This window comes from Pseudomonas sp. p21 (assembly GCF_001642705.1).
Classification (GTDB): domain Bacteria; phylum Pseudomonadota; class Gammaproteobacteria; order Pseudomonadales; family Pseudomonadaceae; genus Aquipseudomonas.
On the sequence record NZ_LWBV01000002.1, the window covers coordinates 561,266 to 585,161 of the forward strand.

Genomic DNA, 23,896 nt, shown 5'->3' on the forward strand with positions numbered 1-23,896 from the left:
AGAGGCATTTTTCTGTTCACCCTTGAACCCTCGGAGGCCCCATGGCCGCTGCAAAAAGTTCACGCCGCTTCTACCAGAACGGCCGTGTTTCCACCGAACTCGGCGGGTCTGTAACACGCTCCATCTTCCGGCATCAGGGTAGCCTCCTGGCGCAATGCACGTCAGGTGCTGAGGTATCGCGCTCAATCATGACGGTGAACAATACCAACACCGTCATGAGCGAATTTGGACACGCCGGTAAGGTGCAGTTCGCTTATACCCCCTATGGCCGACGCCCGGCCCAGAGCGAAGCGAACAACCCCTTGGCATTCAACGGCGAGCAACTGGACACGGCAACAGGCGGTTACTTGCTAGGCAATGGCTATCGCCTGTTCAGCCCCACGCACAAGAGGTTCTGTAGCCCAGATAATTCAAGCCCGTTTGATGAAGGTGGCCCGAACGCTTATGCGTACTGTGCCGGGGATCCGGTAAATAGTACTGATCCTACGGGGCACTTTTCCCGTCGAACGACCATGATAGCTGTGTCGGCAGCCTTGTGGGGAACAACATTCGCAGCAGGAGTTACAGCGCTCGCTACGAAGTCCGAAACAGCCGAAGCCATTGCAGTCACGGCAGGCTCTTTTGCATTTGTAGCGACCCTTTTTGCTGCTTCGGCTTCCGGAAATAGACAAGCACTAGTTACGCAGCGCTCGCTGCGCTCGCAGCCAACAGCAGGGCCTGCCCAATCTAACCAGCCTACTGCCAACCGCGAACCTCCTCCTGCCTACAACACACTTTTCCCCGAACCTCCACCCCCTTCTTATCAGGAGATGGAGATGACCACATTTGGTAATAATGGAGACAGTCCGAGACGTAACATTCTCGAAACTCCACCTACTGCTTACCAGATGTCTATGCCCGTTGGTGATGTTCGCGGCCCGATATGAAGTTCAGGCTTGGATAACCGGCAATGATGGAGATCAGTTCGGCATCTCTAGCGCCTGCGCGGGCCTTTTCGCGGGCACGCCCGCTCCCACAGGTACAGCACAGGTCTCAATGCCTGCGCTCTCCCTGTGGGAGCGGGCGTGCCCGCGAAAGGGCCGGTACAGGTCAGAGCTGAACTGACGCCTTGTTCAGTCCCAGCTCAATGTCATCGATCAGTGCTTTGGCAAAGCCACTGAGAATTCTAGCCGCACTGCCGGCCAGCCGGTCATTCTCCATCTCGGCTTCGGTCGTCAGGTGATTGATGCACCCGAGCATTACGGAGAGTTCGGAGAAGGCATGGTTGAACGGGATATTGGCCTGGACGCGGAAGAGGTCCATGCAGGTTTCATTACCGACGGTACTGCTGTTTTTTGGGTGATTTGGAACGTGTGTTGTCATGGTTGGAATCCAATGTCGTTAATTGAACCGCCAACTCGTCTTTCTCACGGACAAGGGGTGGCAGCCATACGCGGGGTGAGAAAACCGAGGACATTGAACCCGGCCAGACCGAAGCCTGCCCACGTAGGCCGCCATGACTGGAAGCCCGTTCAACATCGTTCGGGTTCTCACACCCGGTCACCAGAAACGGCAACCCAACGACGTTATCCTTGGGGCATTTCCCCAGCAACAGAGCAGCTTCCACGCGGCTCGTAGGATAATTCCCAAGCCGATCCAACTGAAGCCTTTGGTTTGAGTTGATGAAAAGTCGTACGCCTTGAGGGCCTATTCGCGGGCATGCCCGCTCCCACAGGATTGTCGCCAGCCTCAAGCTTGTGCTGTACCTGTGGGAGCGGGCGCGCCCGCGAAGAGGCCGGCACAGCAATGCATGAGCTTCTGCCATATTCAGAAACCATCAGCCACCCGGTCCCCCCCGCTCCAGCCACTACCTTTCAAAAGGAGGGTTAATTTCAAGGAAGATCACAATGCCATTAGCCGAATCCCACCGACTGCGCCGTGGGCGCTACTCCGAGCCGGGCAGGCTCTACCTGCTGACCACCATCACGCACCAACGAAAACCACTGTTCCATAACTTCGACAATGCTCGCCTGGTGGTCAAACACCTGCGGGTTTCAAATGACATTCAGGATTGCCATTCACTGGCCTGGGTAGTGATGCCAGACCACCTGCATTGGCTGGTCGAGTTGAGGGAAGTGGCATTGGGGACGTTGATGCGCAAGTTCAAATCACGCACAGCCATTGCGTTGCGCAAGGCAGGTGTCAGGCACAAACCGATCTGGCAACCGGGTTACCATGACCATGCGCTGCGGCGGGAGGAGAGTGTGGTGCATGTAGCCCGGTACATTGTTGCCAATCCCTTGAGGGCTGGGTTGGTCAAGAGTGTAAGGGACTATCCACACTGGGATGCGGTATGGCTTTGAATCATTGTTGGGGCCTTCGCGGGCTTGCCCGCTCCCACAGGGATCACCACAAGCTTGAAGGCTGTGATGTCCCTGTGGGAGCGGGCAAGCCCGCGAAAGGGCCGGGTCAGGCCGACGCAGCCACCTGCGCCGGGCGCTTGACCTGCGGCTGCGACGCGTTGGCCGCTGCACCCTCTTCGATGGCCTGCTGAATCGCCTTGCGACGGCGCTCTTCGGCCTGGCGGCTGAAGTACCAGACAAAGAAGGTCACCAGCGACACCGACAGCAGGATGAGGCTGGCCACGGCGTTGATCTCCGGCTTCACGCCCAGGCGCACCGCCGAGAACACTTCCATCGGCAAGGTGGTCGAACCCGGGCCGGACACAAAGCTGGCCAGTACCAGGTCGTCCAGCGACAGCGCGAACGACATCATGCCGCCCGCCGCCAGCGACGGCGCAATCATCGGGATGGTGATCAGGAAGAACACCTTCCACGGCTTGGCACCCAGGTCCATCGCCGCTTCCTCGATCGACAGGTCCAGCTCACGCAGGCGTGCCGACACCACCACCGCCACATACGCCGCACAGAACGTGGTGTGGGCGATCCAGATGGTGACGATGCCGCGCTCCTGCGGCCAGCCGATCATCTGCGCCATGGCCACGAACAGCAGCAACAGCGACAGACCGGTAATCACCTCGGGCATTACCAGCGGCGCGGTGACCAGGCCACCGAACAGCGTGCGGCCCTTGAAGCGGGTAACCCGGGTCAGCACGAACGCCGCCAAGGTACCCAGCGCCACCGCCGCCACCGCCGTGTAGCAGGCGATTTCCAGCGAACGCATCACCGAACCCATCAACTGGGTGTTGTCGAGCAGGCCGACGTACCACTTCACCGACCAGCCCCCCCATACCGTCACCAGCTTGGAGGCGTTGAACGAGTAGATCACCAGGATCAGCATCGGCAGGTAGATGAACAGCAAGCCGAGCACCAGCATCAGCTTGGAGAAACTGAAGCGCTTCATGCCCTGCCCTCCATTTCTTTGGCCTGGCTGCGGTTGAACAGCAGGATCGGCACGATCAGGATCGCCAGCATTACTACCGCCAGCGCAGAGGCCACCGGCCAGTCACGGTTGTTGAAGAACTCTTGCCACAGCACCTTGCCGATCATCAGGGTTTCCGGGCCGCCGAGCAGTTCAGGGATCACGAACTCGCCCACCACCGGGATGAACACCAGCATGCAGCCGGCGATGATGCCGTTCTTCGATAGCGGCACGGTGATCTTCCAGAAGCTGTTGAAGGTGCTCGAACCCAGGTCGGACGCTGCCTCGAGCAGGCTCGGGTCGTGCTTCACCAGGTTGGCGAACAGCGGCAGGATCATGAACGGCAGGTACGAATAGACCACGCCGATGTACACCGCCAGGTTGGTGTTGAGGATCTGCAGCGGCTGGTCGATCAACCCGGTCCACAGCAGGAAGCCGTTGAGCAGGCCGTTGTTGCTGAGAATGCCCATCCAGGCGTAGACGCGGATCAGGATCGCAGTCCAGGTCGGCATCATGATCAGCAGCAGCAGGACTGTCTGGGTTTCCTTCTTGGCGTTGGCAATGGCATAGGCCATCGGGTAGCCGATGAGCAGGCACAGCAGGGTGCTGAAGAAGGCCATCTTCAGCGAGCCCAGGTAGGCCGAGATATAAAGCTCATCCTCGGTCAGCAGGCCGTAGTTGGCCAGGTTGAGCACCAACTGCAGCTTGTCTTCGACGTAGCTGTAGATCTCGGTATACGGCGGGATCGCCACGTCGGCTTCGGCGAAGCTGATCTTCAGCACGATGAAGAACGGCAGCATGAAGAACAGGAACAGCCAGATGAACGGCACGCCGATCACCAGGTGCCGCCCCTCCGGGATGATGCGCTGGAGTGCTCGCTTGAGCTTGCGAGGTTTCATGACCGCAGTACCACGCCGCTGTCGTCTTCCCACCACACGTACACTTCATCGCCCCAGGTCGGGCGGGTGCCCTGGCGCTCGGCGTTGGCGACGAACGATTGGACGACCTTGCCGCTCGGCAGCTCGACGTAGAACACCGAGTGGCCACCCAGGTAGGCAATGTCGTGAACCTTGCCGCGCGACCAGTTGTGCTCGCAGGTCGGTTGCTGGGTGGTGACCAGCATCTTTTCCGGGCGCAGGGCGTAGGTGATGTGCTTGTCTTCCACCGAGGTGGTGATGCCGTGGCCGACATAGATCTTGCGCTCCAGCTCCGGGCTGGCAATGATCGCGTGGCCTTCGGCGTCGTCAACCACTTCACCTTCGAACAGGTTGACGTTGCCGATGAACTCGCACACCAGGCGGCTGGTAGGCGTCTCGTAGATGTCCACCGGCGAACCGATCTGGGCAATCCAGCCCAGGTGCATGATGGCGATGCGCTGGGCCATGGTCATGGCCTCTTCCTGGTCGTGGGTCACCATCACACAGGTCACGCCCACGCGCTCGATGATCTCCACCAGTTCCAGCTGCATCTGCGAACGCAGTTTCTTGTCCAGTGCGCCCATCGGCTCGTCGAGCAGCAGCAGCTTGGGGCGCTTGGCCAGCGAGCGGGCCAGGGCCACGCGCTGACGCTGGCCGCCGGACAGCTGGTGCGGCTTGCGCTTGGCGTACTGGGTCATGTGCACCAGCTTGAGCATCTCGGCCACGCGGGCGTCGATCTCGGCCTTGGGCATCTTGTCCTGCTGCAGGCCGAAGGCGATGTTCTGCGCCACGGTCATGTGCGGGAACAGCGCGTAGGACTGGAACATCATGTTGATCGGCCGCTCGTAGGGCGGCATGTCGGTGATGTCGACGCCATCGAGGAGGATCCGCCCTTCGGTCGGGCGCTCGAAGCCGGCCAGCATGCGCAGCAAGGTGGACTTGCCAGAACCGGAGCCACCCAGCAGGGCGAAGATCTCGCCCTTGCGGATTTCCAGGGACACATCGTCCACGGCTACCGTTTCGTCGAACTTTTTCGTAACCCGGTCGATCTTGACCAGCACCTGCTTGGGTTGCTGGCCACCCTCGAGGGCTTTTTTATAGGCACCGGAGGCAACTGCCATGAGTGAAACTCCCAACAAGATTTTTGTGCCCGGGAGCCCTGTTCTACAGGTGCCGCCGCGGGCCTGGATTTTTACTTGCCCGACTTGACCTTGGTCCAGCTACGGGTCATCAGCCGTTGCACCTTGGGTGGCAACTCTGAATTCACGAACATCTTGTTCAGCACTTCCTGCGGTGGGTAAACCGCGGCGTCAGTCCTCACGGCCTGGTCCATCAGGTCGCCAGCCTTGGGGTTCGGGTTGGCGTAACCGACGTAATCACTGACCTGGGCGATAACCTCAGGCTTCAGCAAATAGTTGATGAAGGCATGCGCCTCTTTGACGTTCTTGGCGTCCTTGGGGATCGCCAGCACGTCAAACCAGAGGTTGCCGCCTTCCTTGGGAATGGCGTAGGCCAGGTTCACGCCTTTCTTCGCTTCTTCAGCGCGGGCCTTGGCCTGGAACACATCACCCGAGAAGCCCGCCGCGACGCAAATGTCGCCGTTGGCCAGGTCGGTGATGTACTTGGACGAGTGGAAGTAGGTCACGTACGGGCGTACCGCCAGCAGTTTCTTCTCGGCGGCCTGGTAGTCCTTGGCATTGGTGCTGTTGGGGTCCAGCCCCATGTAGTTGAGCACCGCCGGCAGCATTTCGTCCGCCGAGTCGAGGAAAGCCACGCCGCACTTGGCGAGCTTCTTCATGTTCTCGGGTTCGAACAGCACGGCCCAGGAGTCGATGGTGTCCACGCCCAGCGCGGCCTTGACCTTGTCGACGTTGTAGCCGATACCGTTGGTGCCCCACAGGTAAGGCACGGCGTACTGGTTGCCCGGGTCGTTCTTTTCCAGGCGTTTCATCAGCGCCGGGTCCAGGTTGGAATAATTAGGCAGCAGGTTCTTGTCGAGCTTCTGGAACGCGCCCGCCTTGATCTGCTTGCCGAGGAAATGGTTGGACGGCACCACCACGTCATAGCCGGTGTTACCGGCCAGCAGTTTGCCTTCCAGGGTTTCGTTTGAATCGAACACGTCCTGCACGGGTTTGATGCCCGTGGCTTTCTCGAAGTCCGCGAGTGTGGTCGGGCCGACGTAGTCGGACCAGTTGTAGAAGTGCACCGTAGGCGCCGCTTGGACGCTGCATGCCAGCGTCAGGCCCGCTCCAGCCATCAAGGCCTTGCGGAATACAGAAATGGACAAGTGGTTGGTCCTCACAATCAGTGCCTGGGTAGCGACAATGCTGCCGCACACGCAAAACCGGCGCGCAACTTACCTTCGCAGCTTCGATGCCGCAATCATCAATTGCCTTTCACTGGCTCTGGGCCGGGAACCCCCGGCCCAGAGGTGCCGCATCGGGCTTATTTGCCCGACTTGATCTTGGTCCAGCTACGGGTGATCACACGCTGGGCAGAGGCCTCAGGCGCAGCGATCGCGTACAGCTGCTTCTTCACTTCAGCAGGCGGGTAGATGCTCGGGTCGCTGGTAATCTCTTTGTCCACGAACTGGGTGGCGGCAGCGTTGCCGTTCGGGAAACGCACGGCGTTGGTGATTTCAGCCATGATTTCCGGCTGCATCAGGAAGTTCATGAACTGGTAGGCAGCGTCTTTGTGCTCGGCATCTTTAGGGATAGCGACCATGTCGTAGAAGGTACCGGCACCTTCCTTCGGAATGACGTAGTCCACTTTGACCTTGTCGCCGGCTTCGTGGGCACGGGCCTTGGACTGCTCCAGGTCACCCGAGTAACCGACGGCTACGCAGATGTTGCCGTTGGCCATGTCGCCGATGTACTTGGACGAGTGGAAGTAGGTGATCGAAGGACGAATCTTGAGGAACAGGTCCTCGGCAGCCTTCAGGTCTTCCTTCTTGGTGCTGTTGCTCGGCAGGCCCAGGTAGTGCAGCGCAGCCGGCAGCATTTCGGTCGGGGCATCCAGGAAGCTCACGCCGCAGCTCTTGAGCTTGGCGATGTTCTCAGGCTTGAACACCACGTCCCACGAGTCGATCTTGTCCACGCCCAGCGCGGCTTTGACCTTCTCCGGGTTGTAGCCGATGCCGATCGAGCCCCACATGTACGGGAAGGCGTGCTTGTTGTCCTTGTCGCTGGCATCGCCAACGGCCTTGAGCAGGTCGGTGTCGAGGTTCTTCCAGTTCGGCAGCTTGGAACGGTCCAGTTCCTCGTACACGCCAGCCTTGATCTGCTTGGCCAGGAAGTTATTGGACGGCACCACGATGTCGTAGCCCGACTTGCCGGCCAGCAGCTTGGCTTCGAGGGTTTCGTTGCTGTCGAAGACGTCGTACTTGACCTTGATGCCCGACTGCTTCTCGAACTTGGCGATGGTGTCCGGAGCGATGTAGTCCGACCAGTTGTAGACGTTCAACACCTTGTCTTCAGCCTGAACAGCGGTAGCCATGGCACCCATCAGGGCGGCGGCCAGCAACGTCTTGCCCATTTTATTCATGCGTATTGCTCCAGAATTTTTTATTTAGCCATCTGTTCAGCAGCCAGGACCTACGGTGCAGAGCGCGCGGCGACTGAAACAGTCGCTAGTCTGGCAAGTTACAAGGCTCTGTTTCAAGGAAAGCAGGGCCTTGTAACGACTTAATGTCACATCGCTAGCCTAGCAAACTGTCAACGGATCGCTTCGAGCGTCAGATCAAGGCATTTACGTGCCTTTTCCACCAGTTCGTCGATCTCCGCGTGGCTGATCACCAGCGGTGGCGCGATGATCATGGTGTCACCCACCGCGCGCATGATCAGGCCGTTGTCGAAGCAGAAGGTACGGCAGATCATGCCCACGCCCTTGCCTTCGTAACGGCTGCGGGTGGCCTTGTCCTTGACCAGCTCGATCGCGCCGAGCAGGCCCAGGCCGCGTACCTCGCCCACCAGCGGGTGGTCCTGCAGTTCACGCAAACGCTTTTGCAAATACGGTGCCGCTTCGGTGCGCGCCTTCTCGACGATTTTCTCGTCGCGCAGGATGCGCAGGTTTTCCAGGCCCACCGCCGCCGCTACCGGGTGGCCGGAGTAGGTGAAGCCGTGGTTGAAGTCGCCGCCTTCGCTGAGTACCTGGGCCACGGTGTCACGCACGATCACACCGCCCATGGGGATGTAACCGGAAGTCAGGCCCTTGGCGATGGTCATCAGGTCGGGCTTGAGGTCGTAGTAGTCGGAGCCGAACCACTCGCCGGTGCGGCCGAAACCGCAGATCACTTCGTCGGCGACGAACAGGATCTCGTACTTGGCGAGGATCTCCTTGACCTTCGGCCAGTAGGTTTCCGGCGGGATGATCACGCCGCCGGCACCCTGGATCGGCTCGGCGATGAAGGCAGCGACGTTGTCTTCGCCGACTTCGAGGATTTTCTTCTCCAATTGCTCGGCCGCCCACACCCCGAATTCATCCGGGGTCATGTCGCCGCCTTCACCGAACCAGTACGGCTGCGGGATATGCACGATGCCCGGGATCGGCAGGCCGCCCTGCTCGTGCATGCCGCTCATGCCGCCCAGGCTGGCACCGGCCACGGTGGAGCCGTGATAACCGTTGATGCGGCCGATGATGGTCTGCTTCTGTGGCTTGCCTTTCAGCGCCCAGTAGTGGCGGACCATGCGCAGCACAGTGTCGTTGCCTTCGGAACCGGAGCCGGTGAAGAACACATGGGTCATGCCTTGCGGCGCCACGTCGGAGATCGCCTTGGCCAGCTCCAGCGCAGGCGGGTGGGCAGTCTGGAAGAACAGGTTGTAGTACGGCAGTTCGCGCATCTGCTTTTCTGCCGCCTGCACCAGTTCTTCACGGCCATAACCCACCGCCACGCACCACAGGCCAGCCATACCGTCGAGGATCTTGTGCCCCTCGCTATCCCACAAATGCACACCCTGGGCCTTGGTGATGATGCGCGGCCCCTTCTCCTTCAGCTGCTTGTAGTCGCTGAAAGGCGCGAGGTGATGTTCCCCGCTCAGGGTTTGCCATTCACGGGTTTGCGGGTTGTTGACGCTCATGTGCTTCTCCGTTGTTCGACAGCCGCGTCCTGCGGCACCAAGGTTGATCAGACAGCAAACAGCAGGAACTCACGCTCCCAGGAGCTGATGACTCGCTTGAAGTTCTCGTGTTCGGCGCGCTTGGTGGCGACGTAGCCGGTTATGAACTTCTTGCCCAGGTACTGCACCAGCGCACGGCTGTTTTCCATGCGTTCCAGGGCATCTTCGATGGTCAGTGGCAGGCGCAGGTTGCGGCGTTCGTAGCCACGGCCCTGTACCGGCGCGCTGGCGTCGATGCCTTCGACCATGCCGATGTAGCCACACAGCAGGCTGGCGGCAATGGCCAGGTAAGGGTTGGCGTCGGCGCCCGGCAGGCGGTTCTCGACCCGGCGGCTTTGCGGGCCGGCGTCTGGCACGCGCAAGCCGACAGTACGGTTTTCTTCGCCCCACTCCACGTTCACCGGCGCCGAGGTGTCGGGCAGGAAGCGGCGGAACGAGTTGACGTTGGGCGCGAACAGCGGCAGCGCCTCGGGGATGAACTTCTGCAGGCCACCGATGTGGTGCAGGAACAGTTCGCTCATGCTGCCATCGTCGTTGCTGAAGATGTTCTTGCCGGTGGCCACGTCGACCACGCTCTGGTGCAGGTGCATGGCACTGCCTGGCTCGCCGGTCATGGGCTTGGCCATGAAGGTGGCGGCCACGTTGTGCTTGAGCGCAGCCTCGCGCATGGTGCGCTTGAACACCAGGATCTGGTCGGCCAGGTGCAGGGCGTTGCCATGACGGAAGTTGATCTCCATCTGCGCCGTGCCGTCTTCATGGATCAGCGTGTCGAGGTCCAGCTGCTGCAGTTCGCACCAGTCGTAGACGTCTTCGAACAGTGGATCGAATTCGTTGGCGGCTTCGATCGAGAACGACTGGCGGCCGGTTTCCGGGCGGCCCGAACGGCCTACCGGGGGCTGCAGCGGGAAGTCCGGGTCTTCGCTGCGCTTGGTCAGGTAGAACTCCATCTCCGGCGCGACGATCGGCTGCCAGCCCTTGTCAGCGTAGAGCTTGAGGACTTTCTTCAGCACGTTGCGCGGCGACAGCTCTACCGGGTTGCCCTTCTTGTCGTAGGTGTCGTGGATCACCTGGGCGGTCGGCTCGATGGCCCACGGCACCAGGAACACGGCGTTCTCGTCGGGGCGGCAGATCATGTCGATGTCCGCCGGGTCGAGCAGTTCGTAATAGATGTCGTCGTCGACGTAGTCGCCGGTCACGGTCTGCAGCAGCACGCTCTCGGGCAGGCGCATGCCTTTTTCGGCGATGAATTTGTTGGTAGGCGAAATCTTGCCGCGCGTGATGCCGGTCAGGTCACTGATCATGCATTCGACTTCGGTGATCTTGTGCTCTTTCAACCAATCGGTGAGCTGGTCGAGGTTGTTACTCATAAATACCTCAGGAGGTAAGGTGGTCCGCGCACTGATTCTGGATGGAGTACATTGCTAAAGCAAAAACCCCCGTGCAGAGCCACAGTGGATACACTGAAAACAGGTGCGTCCGTAATGAGTTCGAAAGGCAGGAAGACGAAACGAAGGGCGGCAAGCCGCTACGAGGGCAGGTCCGGGAGCGCCAAACGTCAATTATTGCGGCCAGGGCGGCCACGCCATTGACGAAGCTTGCAAAAATGACGGATGTACCTGATGGCACCGCGCAGGCAGTGCTTTCAGGTCGCGGCAAGCGGACCATGTGACCCTCGTATTATTGTGTTCTGGGTTGAGACCGAGCTTAGCCTTGTTCATTTTTTTACACAACACCTCCGTAAAAAATAAAACACGGCTTGTCGGAGATAGCCCTTTCCGCGGGAAATAGCGGATAATGGCTTGCCCCGATATGCAGCAAATCTGCCGTCGATGTGCCATTTCAGGGCATCATGTGGTTGGCTTGACATCAGTTTGTCTTTTCGATTGACTGGTCTTGCAAGCCCCCCTTGATTGATATTTTTGACAACAAAGGTGTTGCATCATGTCGGTACCCCCGCGTGCCGTTCAGCTTAACGAAGCGAACGCGTTCCTTAAGGAACATCCTGAGGTTCTCTACGTTGACCTTCTGATTGCAGATATGAATGGTGTGGTGCGTGGCAAGCGCATAGAGCGCACCAGCCTCCACAAGGTTTACGAGAAAGGCATCAACCTGCCTGCCTCCCTCTTCGCCCTGGATATCAACGGTTCCACCGTCGAAAGCACCGGGCTGGGCCTGGACATCGGCGATGCTGACCGCATCTGCTATCCAATCCCTGACACACTCTGTAACGAGCCGTGGCAAAAGCGCCCTACCGCCCAGCTGCTGATGACCATGCACGAACTCGAAGGCGAGCCATTCTTCGCCGACCCGCGTGAAGTGCTGCGTCAGGTGGTGAGCAAGTTCACCGAGATGGGCCTGACCATCTGCGCCGCGTTCGAGCTGGAGTTCTACCTGATCGACCAGGAGAACGTGAACGGCCGTCCGCAGCCGCCGCGCTCGCCAATTTCGGGCAAGCGCCCGCAGTCGACCCAGGTTTACCTGATCGACGACCTCGACGAATATGCCGACTGCCTGCAGGACATCCTCGAAGGCGCGAAGGAGCAAGGCATCCCGGCCGACGCCATCGTCAAGGAAAGCGCCCCGGCGCAGTTCGAAGTCAACCTGCACCACGTGGCCGACCCGCTCAAGGCCTGCGACTACGCGGTACTGCTCAAGCGGTTGATCAAGAACATCGCCTACGACCATGAAATGGACACCACCTTCATGGCCAAGCCCTACCCGGGCCAGGCAGGCAACGGCCTGCATGTACACATTTCCGTGCTGGACAAAGATGGCAACAACATCTTCACCAGCGAGGATCCCGAGCAGAACGCCGCGCTACGTCACGCTGTCGGCGGTGTGCTCGAGACCCTGCCCGCGTCCATGGCGTTCCTTTGCCCGAACGTCAACTCGTACCGCCGCTTCGGCGCGCAGTTCTATGTACCGAACGCGCCAAGCTGGGGCCTGGACAACCGCACCGTGGCCCTGCGCGTGCCGACCGGTTCGCCGGACGCCGTGCGCATCGAGCACCGCGTGGCCGGTGCCGACGCCAACCCGTACCTGATGATGGCTGCCGTACTGGCCGGCGTGCACCATGGCCTGACCAACAAGGTCGAGCCGGGTGAGCCGATCGAAGGCAACTCGTACGAGCAGCTGGAGCAGAGCCTGCCGAACAACCTGCGCGATGCCCTGCGCGAGCTGGACGACAGCGAGATCCTGAACAAGTACATCGATCCGAAGTACATCGACATCTTCGTCGCGTGCAAGGAGAGCGAGCTGGAGGAGTTCGAGCATTCGATCTCCGACCTCGAGTACAACTGGTACCTGCACACCGTGTAAACGAAAACGCCGCCCACAAGGGCGGCGTTTTTGTTCGAGGTCGGTGTCGCCTGCTTCGCGGGTAAACCCGCTCCCACAGGGACCGCGCCGGCCTCAGGTCCGGTGAAGATCCTGTGGGAGCGGGCGAGCCCGCGAAGAGGCCAGTACAGGTTTACAAGGGCTTCTCGAAAATCTTCGAATTGCGCTGGTAGTTGTACAGCGAAGCCCGCGCCGCCGGCAGCCGCTCCACACCACTCGGCGCAAACCCTCGTTCGCGGAACCAGTGAGCGGTACGCGTAGTCAGCACGAACAGGGTATTCAGCCCCAACTGCCGCGCCCGGCTTTCGATGCGCTCCAGCAGCTCGTCGCCACGCCCGCCATGGCGGTACTCCGGGTTCACCGCCAGGCACGCCAGCTCGCCAGCGTCGGAATCGGCAATCGGGTACAACGCCGCACAGGCGATGATCATGCCCTCGCGCTCGACCACGCTGAACTGCTCGATCTCCCGCTCCAGCACCTCACGCGAACGGCGCACGAGGATGCCCTGCTCTTCCAGCGGGCTGATCAGCTCCAGCAAACCGCCCACGTCCTCGATGGTCGCCTCGCGCACCACTTCGAACTGCTCCTGCGACACCAGCGTGCCGCCACCGCCACGGGTGAACAGCTCGGTCAACAAGGCGCCGTCCTCGGCATAGCTGACGATATGGCTGCGCGCCACGCCGCCTTTGCAAGCCTCGGCCGCGGCGTCCAGCAGCTCGCCCTGGTAATCGCTGCCCAGGCGCTGCAAATGCGGGGCAACCTGCTGTGGGCGCAGTTCGCGCACCAGCTTGCCGTCCTCGTCCAGCAGGCCCGGCTCGGCGCCGAACAGCAGCAGCTTGTCGGCACCCAGTTCGATGGCGGCGCGAGTGGCCACGTCTTCGCAGGCCAGGTTGAAGATTTCCCCCGTGGGCGAGTAGCCCAGCGGCGACAACAGCACGATGGAGCGCTCGTCAAGCAGGCGGCTGATGCCCTTGCGGTCGACCCGGCGCACTTCGCCGGTGTGGTGGTAGTCCACGCCTTCGAGCACGCCGATCGGCCGCGCCGTTACCAGGTTGCCGGACGCCACGCGCAGGCGCGAGCCCTGCATCGGCGAAGCGGCGATGTCCATCGACAGGCGTGCCTCGATGGCCAGGCGCAGGGCGCCGACGGCATCGATCACGCAGTCCAGGGTAGCGGCATCGGTGATGCGCATGCCACGGTGGTAGTGCGGGGTCAGGCCGCGATCAGCCAGGCGGCTTTCGATCTGCGGGCGCGAGCCATGCACCAGCACCAGACGCACGCCAAGGCTGTGCAGCAGCACCAGGTCGTGGACGATGTTGCCGAAATTAGGGTGTTCCACCCCATCGCCAGGGAGCATGACCACGAAGGTGCAGTCGCGATGGGCATTGATGTACGGGGAGGCATGACGCAGCCAGTTGACGTAGTCGGGCATGACAGGGCCTGTGGATAAGTGGACGGAGAACGGCGATACAGGGGGCGTTCAGGATCATCGTCGGAACAGGCTTGCGGTCACGCGCGGTCTCCTCTAGGCAGGAACGAATCAGTCCGGTTGACGTTTAGTTCAGGCAATAGTGCCGGATCAGGTCACGCAATAGACGCACGGTAGGCTCGATTCGTGACATTTCAAGGTATTCGCCGGGCTGGTGGGCACAGGCGATGTCGCCGGGGCCCAGCACAATGGTCTGGCAGCCCAGTTGCTGAAGATAAGGCGCTTCGGTGCCGAACGCCACCGCTTCGGCGCGGTGGCCGGTAAGGCGCTCCGCCACTTGCACCAGCTCGGCGTCGGCAGCCTGCTCGAATGGCGGCACCTCCGGGAACAACGGTGCATAGTCGATGCGCACCTCAAAGCGCTCTGCCACGGGCACCAGCTTGGCGCGGATGGCCGCGCGCAGTTGCTCCACGTCCATGCCTGGCAGCGGGCGCAGGTCGAATTCCAGGGCGCACTGCCCGCAGATACGGTTGGGGTTGTCGCCGCCGTGGATGCAGCCGAAGTTCATGGTCGGGGTCGGCACGGTGAATTGCGGGTTGCGGTAGGTCTGCTGCCATTGCTGGCGCAAACCCATCAGCTCGCCCATCACTGCGTGCATGGCCTCCATGGCACTGCGGCCCAGGCTTGGGTCCGAGGAGTGGCCGCTGCGCCCGAGGATGTCGATACGGTCCATGAGGATGCCTTTGTGCATGCGGATCGGCCGCAGCCCGGTGGGCTCGCCGATCACCGCCGCACGGCCGAGCGGCTGGCCGGCCTCGGCCAGGGCACGGGCGCCGGACATGGAGCTTTCTTCGTCACAGGTGGCAAGGATCAGCAGCGGCTGCTTGAAATCGTGCTCCAGCAGCGGAATGACCGCTTCGATGACCAGGGCGAAGAAGCCCTTCATGTCGCAACTGCCCAGGCCGATCCAGCGGCCATCGGTTTCGGTCAGTTTCAGCGGGTCGCTGGCCCACAGTTGTTCGTCATAGGGTACGGTGTCGCTGTGCCCCGCCAGCACCAGGCCACCTGGGCCAGTGCCACGGCTGGCCAGCAGGTTGAACTTGCCGGGGCTGACCTGGCGGATGTCGCAGTTGAAGCCAAGGTCACCCAGCCAACCGGCCAGCAGGTCGATGACCTGACGGTTTGACTGGTCCAGCGCAGGCTGGGTGCAACTGACCGAGGGCGCGGCGATCAGGGCGGCGAACTGGTCTTTCAGCGTCGGCAACGGCATGCGCGTACTCCTCGGAAGCGTTGCCCATCATAGCAATGCCGTCCAACCGTGTGGGCTTCTTCGCGGGTAAACCCGCTCCCACAGGGAACGCGCCGCACCTGGGGGCAGCACAGTACCTGTAGGAGCGGGTTTACCCGCGAAGAAGCCACCACGATCCAACAGACGAGAGCCGACTCCTGTAGACTGCTGGGCAACCACGCCCCCTTCTTCGAGCCTGTGATGCACAAAGAAACCGAACTCAAGCTCCGCGCCAGCCGCGAGACCCTTGCCGCCCTGCGCGAGCACCCTCTGCTGAAAAAGCGCAACAAGTCCGGCTGGCAGACCCGCGAACTGCTCAACCAGTACTTCGACACCCCGGAGCGCGAGCTCTCCGCTGCCCGTGTCGCCCTGCGCCTGCGCCGCGATGGCGAGGCCATCATCCAGACCCTCAAGTGCCGCGGCACCAGCGTGGCCGGCCTGTCCGAGCGCAACGAGCACGAATGGCAGCTGGACAAGGTCAAGCTCGACCTGAAGAAGCTCGACGACAGCTGCTGGCCCGCGCAACTGGCCAACCTGGACAAAAAGACCATCAAGCCGCTGTTCACCACCGACTTCAGCCGTGAATACGCCGAAATCGCCTGGGGCCGTGGCAAGAGCAAGGTGGTGATCGAGGCTGCACTGGACCAGGGCTTCGTGATCGCTGGCAAGCGCAAGGAAGAAATCTGCGAGCTGGAACTGGAACTGCGCGAAGGTGAACCGCAGGCCCTGCTGGAACTGGCCGCCGAGCTGGCCGCCAGCCTGCCGCTGATGCCATGCGACATCAGCAAGGCCGAGCGTGGCTACCGCCTGCTGGAGCCGGACAGTTACGAGCTGGGCCTGCCGCACACCGAGCTGGAAGCCGAAATGGCCGTGGACGACGCCTACACCGCACTGGCCTGGCAACTGCTGGGCAGCAGCCAGCGCCTGGCCGAGCAATACCGCCACAACGGCCACTGGCGCCTGCTGCAGGACTGGGTCGAGTGCCTGAGCGAGCTGCGTGCGATTACCGCCAGCCTGGGCCAGGCCGCGCCGCGCGCCACCACCCGCGACCTGCGCAGCAGCCTCGACGCCCTGCTCGAAGACTGGCGCCCGCTGGTGCAGGCCGGCAACGAAGACGAAGACATCCGCCGCGCCGCCCCCGAGCAGTTTGCCGAAGAGCTGGAAGACGTACGCTGGGGCCAGTTCTCGCTGGAAACCTCGCGCTGGCTGCTGGCCCGTGCCTGGACCGTGGAGCGCAAAGGCCGTGGCGAGCGTCAGGGCAAGGCGCAGCTGGCCAGTTGGCTGGCGCACCTGCTGGGCGAAGAAGGCCGAGCATTGAAGCTGCCGCTGTACACCCAGCGTCCGGAAGACCTGGCCGAGCAGCTGCCGCGTATCGAACAGCTGCTGGCCTGGCTGCACCATGCCCGTCAGGTGCTGGAAGCGCCGCAGATGGACCGCCTGTATGGCGACCTGAAGAAGCTGCATGAGCTGGCCGAGCAGCCAATCAGCGATGAAGTGCTGGAAGCACGTATCGAACAGGCCCGGGCGGTGGATCAGAGCCGCGGCTGGAAGCACCTGCTCAAGGCTTGATACCGCGTCGTTTTCTTCGCGGGTAAACCCGCTCCCACAGGGCTCGCGCTGCTCTCTGGCTCACTGATAACCCTGTGGGAGCGGGTTTACCCGCGATTGCCTCAACGCGACAGTGGCAGGCTGGTGGTGGACTTGATCTCCGACAACGCCACGATCGAGTTCACCTCCTGAATCCCCGGCACGTTCGACAGTTTTTCGAAGAAGAACCGTTCATAAGCCTCGATATCCGGGGTGACGATGCGCAATAGAAAGTCCACCGACCCCATCAGCACATAGCACTCCAGCACCTCTGGAAACCCGCGGATCGCCTCGGTGAACTCGGTGAAGTTGGAACGCCCATGGGCGTTCAGTTTCACCTCGGCGAAAATCTGCGTGTTCAGGCCGACCTTCTTGCGATCCAGCAGGGTCACCTGCCCGCGAATCACCCCCTCCTCCTTCAACCGCTGGATACGCCGCCAGCACGGCGATTGCGACAGCCCCACGCGTTCGGCGATCTGCGCGCTGGACAGCGAAGCGTCCTCCTGCAGCAGTTCGAGGATACGGCGGTCGTAGGCGTCCAGCTCGCTTTGCATTGATAATTCTCCTTGGCGGGACTGCATGAATAGAACAATTCGAAAATACAGCAAAATGATCAAATCATAGCGAAAAAATACCGCCACCAACGTGCAAGAATTTCTCCCACATTTGCGGAGACCAACATGAACGCACAGCCCCGTACCGACGCCTGGGCCGCCAGCAGCGCCCACAGCACCGTGCACTATCGCCTGCAGGCCGAGGCCGAGCCTGACAGCCTGTGCCGGGTGCTCAACCTGTTTGCCCTGCAGTTCCTGACCCCACACAGCGTGCAGGTCAGCCAGCAGGATGACTGGCTGGATATCGAGGTTGGCATCGGTGGCCTGAGCTGGCACCGGGCCGAGGTGATTGCGCAGAAGCTGCGCAACCTGGTGTGTGTAGGCGAGGTGAGCCTGAGCAACCTGCAGCGGGTGGAGCTGGCGGTGGTCTGAACCATCCGCTTTTCCTTTACTGGCCTCTTCGCGGGCTCGCCCGCTCCCACAGGATTACCACCGACTTCAGCCCTGTGGTGTACCTGTGGGAGCGGGCAAGCCCGCGAAGAGGCCAGCACAGGCCCAGCAAAATCCGGAAACCCTTCATCCATATTGACCCTCCCCTGCCCGGCTAGCCTTGATCAGGACTCCCCTATCAGGCACGGACGCCAACCATGCACACCCCCGACAACCCAGCACTCGACCTCAAGCGCGTGCTCCAGGCCCTGCTCGCCGACAGCCATCTGCACGCCAACGACACTCTGCAAGTCCTCGAACACGCTGCCACTCGCCCCACCACCCACCCGCTGGAGCAGATCACCGCCTGTGCCCTGGAAGACCGCCGACACCCCGGTCAGCCCCTGGACCTGGACCGCCTCTGCCAATGGCTGGCCAACAAGGTCGGCCAGCCCTACCTGCGCATCGACCCGCTGCAACTGGACCTGCCCCAGATCACCGGCCTGATTTCCCCGGCCTTCGCCCAGCGCCATGGCATCCTCATCGTCGCCGCCGACACCTCCAGCGTCACCGTCGCCAGCGCCCAGCCCTACCAGGATGACTGGCAAGCCGATCTCTCCCGCAGCCTGGGCCGGCCGATCCATCGCGTGCTGGCCAGCCCGCTGCAGATCCGCCAGGCAGGGCAGTCGTTCCACCGCCTGGCCCAATCGGTAAAGAGCGCGCAATCCCAGCAGTCAGCCAGCCTGGTCGAACTCGAACAGCTGCTGGAACTGGGCAAGCGCCAGGCCGAGGCCAGCGCGGACGACGCGCACATCGTGCATATCGTCGACTGGCTGCTGCAGTACGCCATCGAGCAACGCGCCAGTGATATCCACCTGGAACCACGCCGCGAGCAGGGCCAGTTGCGCTACCGCATCGACGGCCTGCTGCACAGCATCTATACCTTCCCCGCCGGGGTGACCCTGGCGCTGGTCAGCCGTCTGAAACACCTCGGGCGCATGGATGTCGCGGAAAAACGCCGGCCTCAGGATGGCCGGCTGCAAAGCCGCCTGCCTGACGGCGGTGAGGTAGAACTGCGGCTTTCGACCCTGCCGACCCCGTTCGGCGAAAAACTGGTGCTGCGCCTGTTTGCCCCTCATCAGTTGCAGGAAGGCTTCGAACGGCTCGGCCTGGAAGGGCCACAACTGGACCAGTGGCAAGGCCTGCTGCGCCAGCGCCAGGGCATCATTCTGGTCACCGGCCCCACCGGTTCCGGCAAGACCAGCACGCTGTACGCCAGCCTCAAGCTGCTGGCCACGCCGCAGGTCAACCTGTGCACCATCGAAGACCCGATCGAGCGCCTGGAACCCGCCTTCAACCAGTTGCAGGTGCAGCCCACCCTGGATCTGGGTTTCGCCAACGGGGTGCGGGCCATGCTGCGCCAGGACCCGGACATCATCATGATCGGCGAAATCCGCGACCGCGAAACAGCGCTGGTGGCGGTGCAGGCGGCCCTGACCGGGCACTTGGTGCTGTCGACCCTGCATACCAACGACGCCTGCGGCGCAATCACCCGCCTGCAGGAACTGGGTGTGGCCGACTACCTGATCAAGGCGACGCTGGTCGGGGTCATGGCCCAGCGGTTGGTACGCACACTGTGCGCGGATTGCCGGGGAGATGCAGCGGTGCCCGGCGGCCAGCCGTGTCGCACCTGTCGTGGCACCGGGTTCCACGGCCGCACGGGGTTGTTCGAGCTGTTGGTGCCCAGCGACAGCCTGCGCGCCCAGATCGGCCCGGGCAGCGACCTGGCCAGTTTGCGGCGTCAGGCCGTAGCTGATGGACTGCTTGATCTACGCCGTTGCGGGGAGGCCAAAGTAGCCCGCGGGCAAACCCTCCAAGAGGAAGTACTGCGGGCCTGTTCCTGAGCAAAAATCCTTTGTATTCAAGGAACTTGCAGCCCTGTAGCAGGATCAAACCGCGCATCTTCAACCCTCACCCTTCGAGGTGTTTCAACATGCGTGTCAAAACCGCCATCGCTGCCGCTGCCTTGCTTTCGCTGCCTATCGGCTCGGCCATGGCCGATACCTTCTGGCGTAACGTGATGACTACCGGTGCCACCACGGCATCGAGCTACCTGACCTCCGGGGATCACAAGCTGGTGATGGCGGCGCAGGATGACGCCGGCAGCTTCGTGGCCAGCGAAGGCGCAATCCGCGGGCCGTTCCTTGAGGCGGCGATTCGCCAGGCCCGCGCGGAGAACCCGGGGATGCAGGCTTCCGACATGGAACTGGCCAATGCCATCCTGGCCAAGAATGCGGTAGCCGAGTAACCGCGTCGCCTTCTTCGCGGGTGAACCCGCTCCCACAGGTATTGCGCAGTACTCAAGACTTGTACAAGCCTTGTGGGAGCGGGTTTACCCGCGAAGAGGCCGGCAAAGGCAAATTACAATTAGCGATAAGCCTCCACCGGCACACAAGCGCAGAAGAGATTCCTGTCCCCATACACGTTGTCGACCCGGTTCACCGCTGGCCAGTACTTGTGCTGGCGCACGTGAGCACTGGGCGCCACCGCCTGCTCCAGGCTGTAGGGCCTGTCCCACACCGCCAGTACATCGGCCAAGGTATGCGGTGCATGCTTGAGCGGGTTGTTCTCCGCCGGCCAGTTCCCCTCCTGAACTTCGCCAATTTCCGCCCGAATCGCCAGCATCGCCTCGACGAAGCGGTCCAGTTCGGCCTTCGATTCACTCTCGGTCGGCTCGACCATCAGCGTGCCCGGCACCGGGAACGACATGGTCGGCGCGTGGAAACCATAGTCCATCAAGCGCTTGGCCACGTCCTCTTCGCTGATGCCGGTCAGCGCCTTCAGCGGCCGCAGGTCGAGGATGCACTCATGCGCCACCCGCTGGTTGCGCCCGCGGTACAGCACCGGGAAGGCGCCACCCAGCTGGCTGGCCAGGTAGTTGGCCGAGAGGATCGCCACTTCGCTGGCATCGGCCAGTTGCGGGCCCATCATGGCTATGTACATCCAGCTGATCGGCAAGATGCTCGCACTGCCCCAGGGCGCGGCGCTGACCGCGCTGTTGTTCGGGTCCAGGCCGGGCACCGGCACCACCGGGTGGCTGGCGACGAACGGCTTGAGGTGCGCACGGATACCGATCGGCCCCATGCCTGGGCCACCACCGCCGTGGGGGATGCAGAAGGTCTTGTGCAGGTTCATGTGCGAAACGTCGGCGCCGATATCCGACGGCCGTGCCAACCCCACCTGGGCATTGAGGTTGGCGCCGTCCATGTACACCTGGCCACCGTGCTGGTGGACCACTTCGCAGATTTCGCGAATACCCTCTTCATACACGCCATGGGTCGACGGGTAAGTGATCATCAGGCACGACAAACGCTCCCCGGCCGCGTGAGCCTTGGCCTTGAGGTCAGCCAGGTCAACGTTGCCATCATCGTCGCAATCGACAATCACCACCTCCATGCCGGCCATTTGCGCCGACGCCGGGTTGGTGCCGTGGGCCGACGACGGGATCAGGCACAGCGTGCGTTGCGGCTGGTGGCGGCTGCGGTGGTAGCGGGTAATGGCCATCAGGCCGGCGTACTCGCCTTGGGCACCAGAGTTGGGCTGCATGCAGATGGCATCGAAGCCGGTAATGGCGCACAGCCAGCTTTCCAGTTCGTCGATCATCGCCTTGTAGCCGGTGGCCTGGGCCGCCGGAGCAAACGGGTGCAGCTGGGCAAAGCCAGGCCAGGTGATAGGGATCATCTCGCTGGTGGCGTTGAGCTTCATGGTGCAGGAGCCCAGCGGGATCATCGACTGGTTCAGCGCCAGGTCCTTGTTCTCAAGCTGCTTGAGGTAGCGCAGCATCTCGGTTTCGCTGTGGTGCAGGTTGAACACCGGGTGGGCAAGGAACGGCGTGCGCCGCACCAGGCTTGCGGGGATGCCTTCGGGCAGGGCCAGTTGGTCGAGTACGGCGATATCCAGGCCGTGGTCTACCCCCAGGAAGATGTCGAACAGGCGCAGCACCGTCTGCTCCGAGCAGGTCTCGTCCAGGCTCACGCCCAGATGCCCGCGGCCGAGGATGCGCAGGTTGATCTGCGCGGCTTCGGCACTTTCGATGATGGCCGCCTGGGTGCCGCCGACGTCCAGGGTGAGGGTGTCGAAGAAATGCTGGTTGAGGCGCTTGATGCCCTTGGCTTCGAGGCCGGCGGCCAGGATGAAGGTCAGCCGGTGCACACGCTGGGCAATGCGCTGCAGGCCTTCCGGGCCGTGGTACACCGCGTAGAAGCCGGCAATGTTGGCCAGCAGCACCTGAGCCGTGCAGATGTTGGAGTTGGCCTTCTCGCGGCGGATATGCTGCTCGCGGGTCTGCAGGGCCATGCGCAGCGCGGTGTTGCCACGGGCATCGCGCGACACGCCGATGATGCGCCCCGGCATGGCCCGCTTGTAGTCATCGCGGCAGGCGAAATAGGCCGCGTGGGGGCCGCCATAGCCCATCGGAACGCCAAATCGCTGGGTCGAGCCCAGCACCACATCGGCGCCCAGCTCCCCGGGCGGTGCCAGCACCACCAGGCTGAGCAGGTCGGCGGCTACGCAGGCCAGGGCATGCTGGCTGTGCAAATGGTCGATCAGCGGGCGCAGGTCGCGTACCTCGCCGTGGGTGTCCGGGTACTGCAGCAAAGCACCGAAAACTGCGTGTTTGCCAAGGTTATCCACAGAGTCGACGATCAGCTCGAAGCCAAAGCCCTCGGCGCGGGTCTTCAGTACGGACAGGGTCTGCGGGTGACAGTGCTCGTCGGCGAAAAAAGCGTTGCTCTTGTTGCGTGCCACTCGCTTGGCCAAGGCCATGGCCTCGGCGGCGGCGGTGGCTTCGTCGAGCAGCGAGGCGTTGGCCAAGGCCAGCCCGGTGAGGTCGATGACCATCTGCTGGAAGTTCAGCAGCGCCTCCAGTCGGCCTTGGGCAATTTCGGGCTGATAGGGCGTATAGGCGGTATACCAGCCGGGGTTTTCCAGCACGTTGCGCAGAATGACCGTGGGGGTGATGGTGCCGTGGTAGCCCATGCCGATCAGGCTGGTCCAGACCTGGTTCTGCCCGGCGTAACCGGCGAGTTTGGCCAGGGCGGCCTGCTCGTCCAGCGCCGGCGGCAGGTCGAGGGGGCGATTGAGGCGGATGTCTGGCGGTACGGTCTGCTCGATCAGCTCACTGCGGCTGGCGACACCCAGCGCGTTGAGCATGGCCTGCTGCTCCGCGGCATCGGGGCCCAGATGGCGACGCAGGAAAGGGTTGAGCTCTTGCAGTTGATGCAGGGATGGCGACTGGGACATGACGACGCTCTCTTCCTGGAACAGCTCTCATGGAGACTTACAAGTCTAGGAAGGGATTGCCGATTTTGCGGGGAAAGTTGCTTGCAGGCCCGGCCTCTTCGCGGCTGAAGCCGCTCCCACAGGGACCGCACAGGTATCAGACGCTATGCAGTACCTGTGGGAGCGGCTTTAGCCGCGAAGAAGGCGACGCGGTCTTACTCGCCGATCGCGGCCTTGTAGCCAGCAGCATCCAGCAGCTTGTCCAGCTCGGCCGGGTTGCTTGGCTTGAGCTTGAAGATCCACGACTCGTAAGGTTCTTCGTTGAGCAGTTCAGGGCTGTCGGCCAGCTCTTCGTTGACCGCGATCACTTCGCCGGCGACCGGGGCATAGATGTCCGAAGCGGCTTTGACCGACTCGACCACACCGGCAGCATCGCCAGCGCCAAACACCTTGCCGACTTCGGCCAGCTCGACGAACACCACGTCACCCAGGGCTTCCTGAGCGTGGTCGCTGATACCCACGGTCACGGTGCCATCGGCTTCCAGGCGAGCCCACTCGTGGCTTTCGGCAAAACGCAGGTCGGCGGGGATATTGCTCATGTC

Annotated in this window: 21 protein-coding genes; 8 read left to right on the forward strand and 13 right to left on the reverse strand. The window is 62.2% G+C overall.

Features of this window, described 5'->3' with window-relative positions:
* The first annotated feature begins 41 nt into the window (after nucleotides 1–41).
* Nucleotides 42–926: an RHS repeat-associated core domain-containing protein gene (locus A4C63_RS25395; RefSeq protein WP_082888277.1), complete on the forward strand. Its 885-nt coding sequence runs from the start codon at nucleotides 42–44 to the stop codon at nucleotides 924–926.
* A gap of 163 nt (nucleotides 927–1,089) precedes the next feature.
* On the opposite strand, the gene A4C63_RS07500 is transcribed toward A4C63_RS25395, so the two are convergent.
* Nucleotides 1,090–1,302: a DUF3077 domain-containing protein gene (locus A4C63_RS07500; protein WP_013974701.1), complete on the reverse strand. Its 213-nt coding sequence runs from the start codon at nucleotides 1,300–1,302 to the stop codon at nucleotides 1,090–1,092.
* 584 nt (nucleotides 1,303–1,886) lie between these two features.
* Here A4C63_RS07500 and A4C63_RS07505 point away from each other — a divergent pair.
* Complete coding sequence (locus A4C63_RS07505; protein WP_063912145.1) at nucleotides 1,887–2,342, forward strand: transposase; 456 nt, start codon at nucleotides 1,887–1,889, stop codon at nucleotides 2,340–2,342.
* 106 nt (nucleotides 2,343–2,448) lie between these two features.
* On the opposite strand, the gene A4C63_RS07510 is transcribed toward A4C63_RS07505, so the two are convergent.
* From A4C63_RS07510 to A4C63_RS07540, 7 genes are all read right to left on the reverse strand, one after another.
* Nucleotides 2,449–3,342, reverse strand: a complete 894-nt coding sequence (locus A4C63_RS07510) for an ABC transporter permease subunit (RefSeq protein WP_003258560.1) — start codon at nucleotides 3,340–3,342, stop codon at nucleotides 2,449–2,451.
* On the reverse strand, nucleotides 3,339–4,220 hold the full coding sequence (locus tag A4C63_RS07515; protein ID WP_172827500.1) for an ABC transporter permease subunit: 882 nt from the start codon (nucleotides 4,218–4,220) through the stop codon (nucleotides 3,339–3,341). Before A4C63_RS07515 ends, A4C63_RS07510 begins: the two co-directional genes overlap by 4 nt.
* 35 nt (nucleotides 4,221–4,255) lie before the next feature.
* Nucleotides 4,256–5,398, reverse strand: coding sequence for a polyamine ABC transporter ATP-binding protein (gene potA / locus A4C63_RS07520; protein ID WP_063912147.1), 1,143 nt, complete (start codon nucleotides 5,396–5,398; stop codon nucleotides 4,256–4,258).
* A 71-nt stretch (nucleotides 5,399–5,469) separates the two neighbouring features.
* A complete protein-coding gene (locus A4C63_RS07525) occupies nucleotides 5,470–6,564 on the reverse strand; it encodes a polyamine ABC transporter substrate-binding protein (protein ID WP_063912412.1) in 1,095 nt (364 codons plus the stop codon).
* 158 nt (nucleotides 6,565–6,722) lie between these two features.
* Nucleotides 6,723–7,820: a polyamine ABC transporter substrate-binding protein gene (locus A4C63_RS07530; protein WP_063912148.1), complete on the reverse strand. Its 1,098-nt coding sequence runs from the start codon at nucleotides 7,818–7,820 to the stop codon at nucleotides 6,723–6,725.
* Nucleotides 7,821–7,990: 170 nt separating this feature from the next.
* Entirely contained in the window at nucleotides 7,991–9,352 is a 1,362-nt protein-coding gene (locus tag A4C63_RS07535) for an aspartate aminotransferase family protein (RefSeq protein ID WP_063912149.1), read from the reverse strand.
* Between the two features lie 47 nt (nucleotides 9,353–9,399).
* On the reverse strand, nucleotides 9,400–10,758 hold the full coding sequence (locus tag A4C63_RS07540; RefSeq protein ID WP_013974708.1) for a glutamine synthetase family protein: 1,359 nt from the start codon (nucleotides 10,756–10,758) through the stop codon (nucleotides 9,400–9,402).
* 41 nt (nucleotides 10,759–10,799) lie between these two features.
* On the opposite strand from A4C63_RS07540, the gene A4C63_RS07545 reads away from it, so the two are divergent.
* Both A4C63_RS07545 and A4C63_RS07550 read left to right on the forward strand, forming a co-directional pair.
* Nucleotides 10,800–11,060 (forward strand): hypothetical protein, encoded by a 261-nt coding sequence (locus A4C63_RS07545; protein ID WP_063912150.1) that lies wholly within the window; start codon nucleotides 10,800–10,802, stop codon nucleotides 11,058–11,060.
* A gap of 272 nt (nucleotides 11,061–11,332) precedes the next feature.
* Nucleotides 11,333–12,709 (forward strand): glutamine synthetase family protein, encoded by a 1,377-nt coding sequence (locus A4C63_RS07550; RefSeq protein ID WP_063912151.1) that lies wholly within the window; start codon nucleotides 11,333–11,335, stop codon nucleotides 12,707–12,709.
* Between the two features lie 151 nt (nucleotides 12,710–12,860).
* On the opposite strand, the gene argA is transcribed toward A4C63_RS07550, so the two are convergent.
* On the reverse strand, nucleotides 12,861–14,159 hold the full coding sequence (gene argA, locus A4C63_RS07555; protein WP_063912152.1) for an amino-acid N-acetyltransferase: 1,299 nt from the start codon (nucleotides 14,157–14,159) through the stop codon (nucleotides 12,861–12,863).
* A gap of 124 nt (nucleotides 14,160–14,283) precedes the next feature.
* Entirely contained in the window at nucleotides 14,284–15,426 is a 1,143-nt protein-coding gene (argE, locus tag A4C63_RS07560; RefSeq protein WP_063912153.1) for an acetylornithine deacetylase, read from the reverse strand.
* Nucleotides 15,427–15,645: 219 nt separating this feature from the next.
* Between argE and A4C63_RS07565 the strand changes: the two genes are divergently transcribed.
* Entirely contained in the window at nucleotides 15,646–17,013 is a 1,368-nt protein-coding gene (locus A4C63_RS07565) for a CYTH domain-containing protein (RefSeq protein WP_063912154.1), read from the forward strand.
* Between the two features lie 101 nt (nucleotides 17,014–17,114).
* Here A4C63_RS07565 and A4C63_RS07570 read toward each other — a convergent pair whose 3' ends face one another.
* Entirely contained in the window at nucleotides 17,115–17,585 is a 471-nt protein-coding gene (locus A4C63_RS07570; protein WP_063912155.1) for an Lrp/AsnC family transcriptional regulator, read from the reverse strand.
* 126 nt (nucleotides 17,586–17,711) lie between these two features.
* On the opposite strand from A4C63_RS07570, the gene A4C63_RS07575 reads away from it, so the two are divergent.
* The 3 genes from A4C63_RS07575 (at nucleotide 17,712) to A4C63_RS07585 (ending at nucleotide 20,322) form a co-directional block, all read left to right on the forward strand.
* Nucleotides 17,712–18,017 (forward strand): hypothetical protein, encoded by a 306-nt coding sequence (locus A4C63_RS07575; protein WP_003259353.1) that lies wholly within the window; start codon nucleotides 17,712–17,714, stop codon nucleotides 18,015–18,017.
* Nucleotides 18,018–18,232: 215 nt separating this feature from the next.
* The gene (locus A4C63_RS07580; protein ID WP_063912156.1) at nucleotides 18,233–19,918 is read left to right on the forward strand and encodes a GspE/PulE family protein; all 1,686 of its coding nucleotides are present in this window, start codon (nucleotides 18,233–18,235) and stop codon (nucleotides 19,916–19,918) included.
* Nucleotides 19,919–20,007: 89 nt separating this feature from the next.
* A complete protein-coding gene (locus A4C63_RS07585; protein WP_063912157.1) occupies nucleotides 20,008–20,322 on the forward strand; it encodes a DUF2388 domain-containing protein in 315 nt (104 codons plus the stop codon).
* Nucleotides 20,323–20,441: 119 nt separating this feature from the next.
* Here A4C63_RS07585 and gcvP read toward each other — a convergent pair whose 3' ends face one another.
* Both gcvP and gcvH read right to left on the reverse strand, forming a co-directional pair.
* Nucleotides 20,442–23,315 (reverse strand): aminomethyl-transferring glycine dehydrogenase, encoded by a 2,874-nt coding sequence (gene gcvP / locus A4C63_RS07590; protein ID WP_063912158.1) that lies wholly within the window; start codon nucleotides 23,313–23,315, stop codon nucleotides 20,442–20,444.
* 194 nt (nucleotides 23,316–23,509) lie between these two features.
* Nucleotides 23,510–23,893 (reverse strand): glycine cleavage system protein GcvH, encoded by a 384-nt coding sequence (gene gcvH / locus A4C63_RS07595; protein WP_063912159.1) that lies wholly within the window; start codon nucleotides 23,891–23,893, stop codon nucleotides 23,510–23,512.
* Between the last annotated feature and the right edge of the window lie 3 nt (nucleotides 23,894–23,896).